This window comes from Protofrankia sp. CiP1_Cm_nod4 (genome assembly GCF_982290645.1).
Genome location: NZ_CEVIVC010000192.1, coordinates 3131 through 7932 on the forward strand (window position 1 = coordinate 3131; position 4802 = coordinate 7932).

General features: G+C 71.4%; 3 protein-coding genes and 2 pseudogenes. 2 read left to right on the forward strand and 3 right to left on the reverse strand.

Going from position 1 to position 4802, the window contains the following annotated elements:
* The 3 genes and pseudogenes from AC5LSR_RS22255 to AC5LSR_RS22265 form a co-directional block, all read right to left on the reverse strand.
* Positions 1-527: pseudogene (locus tag AC5LSR_RS22255) on the reverse strand (hypothetical protein); the annotation flags it as partial.
* 654 nt (positions 528-1181) lie between these two features.
* Complete coding sequence (locus AC5LSR_RS22260) at positions 1182-1481, reverse strand: DUF4193 family protein (RefSeq protein WP_250285732.1); 300 nt, start codon at positions 1479-1481, stop codon at positions 1182-1184.
* 668 nt (positions 1482-2149) lie between these two features.
* A complete protein-coding gene (locus tag AC5LSR_RS22265; protein WP_250285733.1) occupies positions 2150-2536 on the reverse strand; it encodes a GroES family chaperonin in 387 nt (128 codons plus the stop codon).
* A 427-nt stretch (positions 2537-2963) separates the two neighbouring features.
* On the opposite strand from AC5LSR_RS22265, the gene AC5LSR_RS22270 reads away from it, so the two are divergent.
* Together AC5LSR_RS22270 and AC5LSR_RS22275 are read left to right on the forward strand one after the other, a co-directional pair.
* The gene (locus tag AC5LSR_RS22270) at positions 2964-3680 is read left to right on the forward strand and encodes a hypothetical protein (RefSeq protein ID WP_250285734.1); all 717 of its coding nucleotides are present in this window, start codon (positions 2964-2966) and stop codon (positions 3678-3680) included.
* Between the two features lie 433 nt (positions 3681-4113).
* Positions 4114-4802 (forward strand): annotated as a pseudogene (locus tag AC5LSR_RS22275) (hypothetical protein); the annotation flags it as partial.

Genomic DNA, 4802 nt, shown 5'->3' on the forward strand with positions numbered 1-4802 from the left:
GGTCCGATGAATCCGGCAGGTCCGACGGGCCCGGCAGGTCCGACGGGCCCGAGGGGCCGGAGAGGCCCGGTGTCGCCGACGAGCGGCGGCGTCCCGCCGGCCGCCGCGGTGGTGGTGGCGCGGCCACCGGCGGCCGCGGCCGCGACGGCCGACCTGAGGGCCGCCGGCCCGTGCCGCAGCACCCCGGCTCCCGCCGGGATGGCACCCCCGCGTTCCAGCGCGCACAGCAGGTGGAACCACAGCTCGGTGGTCGCGTCCGCGTCCACCGACAGCCACACGACCGGCCCGGCCCAGCGGCCGGCGGCGGCCCAGGATGCGGCGAGGACGGTCTTGCCGGAACCAGCCGGCCCGCTGATCACCGTGACCCCGCCGCGGACGCCCCGGTCGATGGCCTCCCAGAGGCGGATGCGCGGGACGTGGATGGCGGGCAGCGGTGGCGCGTTCGTCCGTGCGATGACGAGGGGCACCCCCGCGGCGGATGTATCCGGGTAACGAGCAACGGCCGCGGACACCTTACCGTCAACCATGTCACAACCCCCAACCGACCAGGCGCGCAACGTAGTGGTATCGCGACAAGCGGTTATGGGCAAGGCGAGACCACTGGCCGGACAGCCACGCACCCGCCGAAAAGGGGCCAGTCGCGGCCGGGCCGCGACGCGTCCGACGGCGTCATGCCCGCCAGGGCAGGAAGACCGGACAAGGCACGAAGACCGGAAACGTCACATGGGCCCCCGTACGCACCGGCCTCCCCCAACGGCTCCACGACAGCGGCCCTCCCGCCGCCGGGGAGCCCAGGAGCCGGCCCCGCGGCCGGCGCCCACCCGTGGACGGACGACGCCCACCCGTGGACGAACGACGCACACCCATCGCGGGCCTCGGGGCCCCGAGGCCGGTGGCCGGGTCTCCCGGGCTGGCTCCCGTCCCCGGCTCCCATCCCGCGGCGGCGGGGTGCGCCCCCGCGCGACCGCCGGCTGAAAAGATCGCGATCGTGTGCCTGGCGGCTCCGGCCAGGGCCGCCAGAGCCGCCAGAGCCGCCAGGCACACGGGGAACCGGCCATGTGTGCCGGCCGCGGCCACCCGCACGGAGCATGATCCAGACGAGTTTGTCGTTGGGTACGCTTCCCGAGTCCTGTGGGCGTACCCAGCGACAAGCCCGCGTCGATCTTCTCCGGTGACCGGCGCTAGGCGGCGCAGTCCGCGCACACCGCGCGATGCGCGTCCGCGAGCTGGCTGCGGTGGTGGACGAGGAAGCAGCTCGTACAGGTGAACTCGTCAGCCTGTCTCGGCAGCACCCGCAGGGACAGCTCCTCGTCGCGCACCTCGGCGTCCGGGAGATCCAGCTCCGCCTCGAGGGCGTCGACATCGTCCCCAAGATCGGCCGCGGCTCCGGCCCGCTGTGCCTTCAGCGTCTCCAGGCTCTGCTCCTGGAGTTCGTCATCCTCGACGTCAGTGCCACGCCGGGCGTCGAAGTCACGAGCCATCGAGTCTCCTTCCTTACAGTTCCGGTCGTTCTCTACGGTTGCTGTCGGCTGCGCACGCGAGACGCGACGCACAGCCGCATGTCGGTACCCGTCCAGGTCCATACCCGAACAGGATCGAGCGGCTACAATACGCAACGACTCCAGCGCGGGCACAGGCGACGAGGTTTGTCTACATCCCTGCGTGGTCGATACAGGACAACGGATCTCCCTCGACCGACGCGTACAATACGGTTCCGCGCGGCAACAGGCCAGGCATCACGCGTTCACCTCGATGTCAGACCCGACACATCCGCCTTCTCGTGGTATTCCGGTATAGCGCGGTGGTATTTCTGGCAGACGGGCCGATAACCCCAACTCGCCCAAGTCCGGACATCTCGGGGAACCCGGCATGGCAGGCCTTACCGGATCCGTCCGGATCGTCCCCACGACCCCCGTTGATGATCTTTGCTGCCGCGGCCCGCGGCACGGCCGCGAACAGACATGATCGTCCTGCTCCGGCCCGACCGGGCCCAGCCAGAGAAGAGTGATCATGGAATCGCCGGGACGGAACGACCCATAGAAGATCAAAAAGTGGGCACCCGGGAGCCGGCCGGACGCCCAGCTCCCGGCCGTCACCGTAGAGGCGGGCCCCCACGGACGGACCACTCTACAGGCGACAGGCGACAGGCCTACAGGTACAGGCCGGTCAGACCGTCATCGAGGCGTTCGGCGGCCACCGCGTGCACATCCCGCTCGCGCAGGAGCACGTAGGTCGTGCCGTGCAGCTCGACCTCGGCCCGTTCCTCCGGATCGTAGAGCACCCGGTCGCTCACCTGAATGGTACGTACGGCCGTACCCACCGCGACCACGTCCGCCCAGGACAGCCGCTTGCCCATCTGCGCCGTGGCGGGAATGACGATCCCGGCCTTCGAACGGCGGTCGGGCGAGTCCTCGCGGGGAGCGACAAGAACCCGATCATGAAGAAGTCTGATCGGCAACGATCCGGCACGCATGTCCACACCAGCCATGCCGCCAACGCCAGCCATACCGTTGACACCGCCGGAAGCAACACTCACACGCCGGACACTACCCGCCCGGGCGACACCGTCCTACAACGGTGGACGACAGCGCCGTCCATCCAGGTCCGCCCGAGATCCACCCGAGCCCGGCCAACACCCCGCGACAACCCGCGGACCGCGGATTACCGGCGCAAACGCACAAACCTCCCCGGATGGGGAATGCACTCCCAACGGGGTATAAGCTGCCGCCCATCGCCGGCCTCCCATCGTTGCCGGGCCGGCGAGGCCGGCGCCGGGCCACCACCGGATGGCCCTGTATCGTCCGGCTGCTCCGGCACCGGAGGCAACGGCGAGCCAGGCCAGTGGTCAGGCGGCGGTCGGACAGCGGCCCGGGCAGTGGCTCAGACGATGGGCCGGGCACAGGCAACACGGGGTCAGGCAATGGTTGGGTCGGCACGCTGGAACCGTGAGATGAGGCACGACGATGGCTTTGCGAATCAGTGTGGACCTTGACGGCCTGCGCTGGGCTGATCTTTTCCGGTTCGTTGACCTGGCCCGCAACGGCGGCATCGGGGCGGACGACCAGGTAGACGTAATCACATACGGTAACGATCCGCTGTCGGTCAGCCTGTCGGCACGGATCTACCCCCCAGCGGACGCGTTCGGCTCGGGCGAGCCCGAGCCGGGCGGCGAACCAGCCGGCCGCACAAGCGTCCCGGCCATCGGTGCGGCCCCGCCGTCGTCCAACGGCTCGTCGTTCGGGTACGACCCGCCCGCCGACGAGCGCGGCCCGAACGGCAACGGCGCCCACTACCCGTCGTTCGAAGCGCCCAGCGAACGCCCTGCCCCGGGCCCCCCGCCGAACCTGCCCTCGTTCTCGGGCGGCTACGACGGGCAGGGCGAACGCGGCGCCCCGCCGACCGCCGTCGCCACCCATTACCCCAGCTTCGACGGGCAGCCGGAACGCCTCGGCCCCGGCGGCGTCGGCGGGCAGTTCGCCGGCTTCGAGCCGGTCTTCGACCGGCAGGGGGGTGCCCTCCAGGGCGGTGCCCTCCAGGGCGGCATCAAGGAGCCGGTCCCGGGCGGGCCAGGCCTGCCCGGCCCGGTCGACAGCCCGTACGTCGAGGAGTTCGCCCGCCTCCAGGAGGGCCTGATGCGCCAGGTCCGTCGTCCGGACGAGGTCCGCCCCGAACGGGGATGAGCGTCACGGCCAGCCGTCCGGCCACTCGCACGGCCACTCGCCAAGCGGCTGACCAGCGGCGGCCGGTGGGAGGCGGCCGGGCAGTCGGTGGGCGGGCCGCCGGCGAGCGGTGGCGCGCGCGGCCGGCAACGGGTTGCCGTCTGCCAGGTGATCGGGCCGCCCTCCACCCGGGACGCAGGGAGAAACGCATGGCCGGAGTTGCCGTCTGCCCAGATGATCGGGCCGCCGGGCGGTCGGGCGGCGACGTTCGTCGTCCGGCCCGCGTCGCCGTCCAGCCGCCGGTACCCGGCCATCGATGGCGACACCGGACCGTTGGCAACAGAAGCGACACCCGGTGACAGAGACGGTAGACAGGAACTACAAAAGGTAGTGTGACGGTCGGAATGACCGTTCAAGGACGGTACCGGTAGCACTTCCCACCGGATGATGGTGCATGCTGGCATCGATGGAGGATCAGCGGACGGATGAGGTCGAGCGCTACTGCAACCGGCTGCGCTCGGAACTTCGCATGATTTCCAACGGTCCCGTCCTGGCCGGTCCGAAGATGATGGCGCACATCGGGTCCCTGCTCGCGCTACTCGACCTCCACCAACCGAACGAGTTCGACCTGTGCGTGAGCTGTGACCGGCTCTGGCCATGCCCGACGGTCGTGGCCGTCACCGGCATGTCCCCGGAGCCGGACGACGACGCACAGGCCCCGGATCCAGAAGCCAGGCGGCAGCGCGCCCAGGCTGCTCTGGAGGCCCTGGCGGCTCTGGAGGCCCAGAAGGCGAAATCCGCCCAGGCCAGCGCGTCCGCGTCGACCACCATGCCCGGGGCTCCCCTTATGCCCGGCGCCCCTGTCATGCCCGGCGCCAGCGCCGCGTCGCAGACCGCGCCCGGTACCGGCGCCATGCCCATCCAGCCCGGTACCGGCGCCGTGCTCATCCCGCCTGGTACCGGCGCCATACCCGGGGCCGGCGTCGCGCCCCCAGCGCCGCCCGTCACCGTTGTCCCGCCCGCACCCGCGCCACCCACCGTCGCGACGCGGCCTGCCGCCGCGGCAGGCCGTCCCATGCCAGGCGGCCTCGTGCCAGGCGATGCTGGTCTGCCTCCCGCGCAGGCGCCCCCCGTACCCGCACC

What these genes read in the sequence shown, in the direction of transcription:
- AC5LSR_RS22260 (WP_250285732.1), bottom strand. Translation starts at nt 1,481, where the DNA reads ATGGCTCGTGACTTCGACGCCCGGCGTGGCACTGACGTCGAGGATGAC.
- AC5LSR_RS22270 (WP_250285734.1), top strand. Translation starts at nt 2,964, where the DNA reads ATGGCTTTGCGAATCAGTGTGGACCTTGACGGCCTGCGCTGGGCTGAT.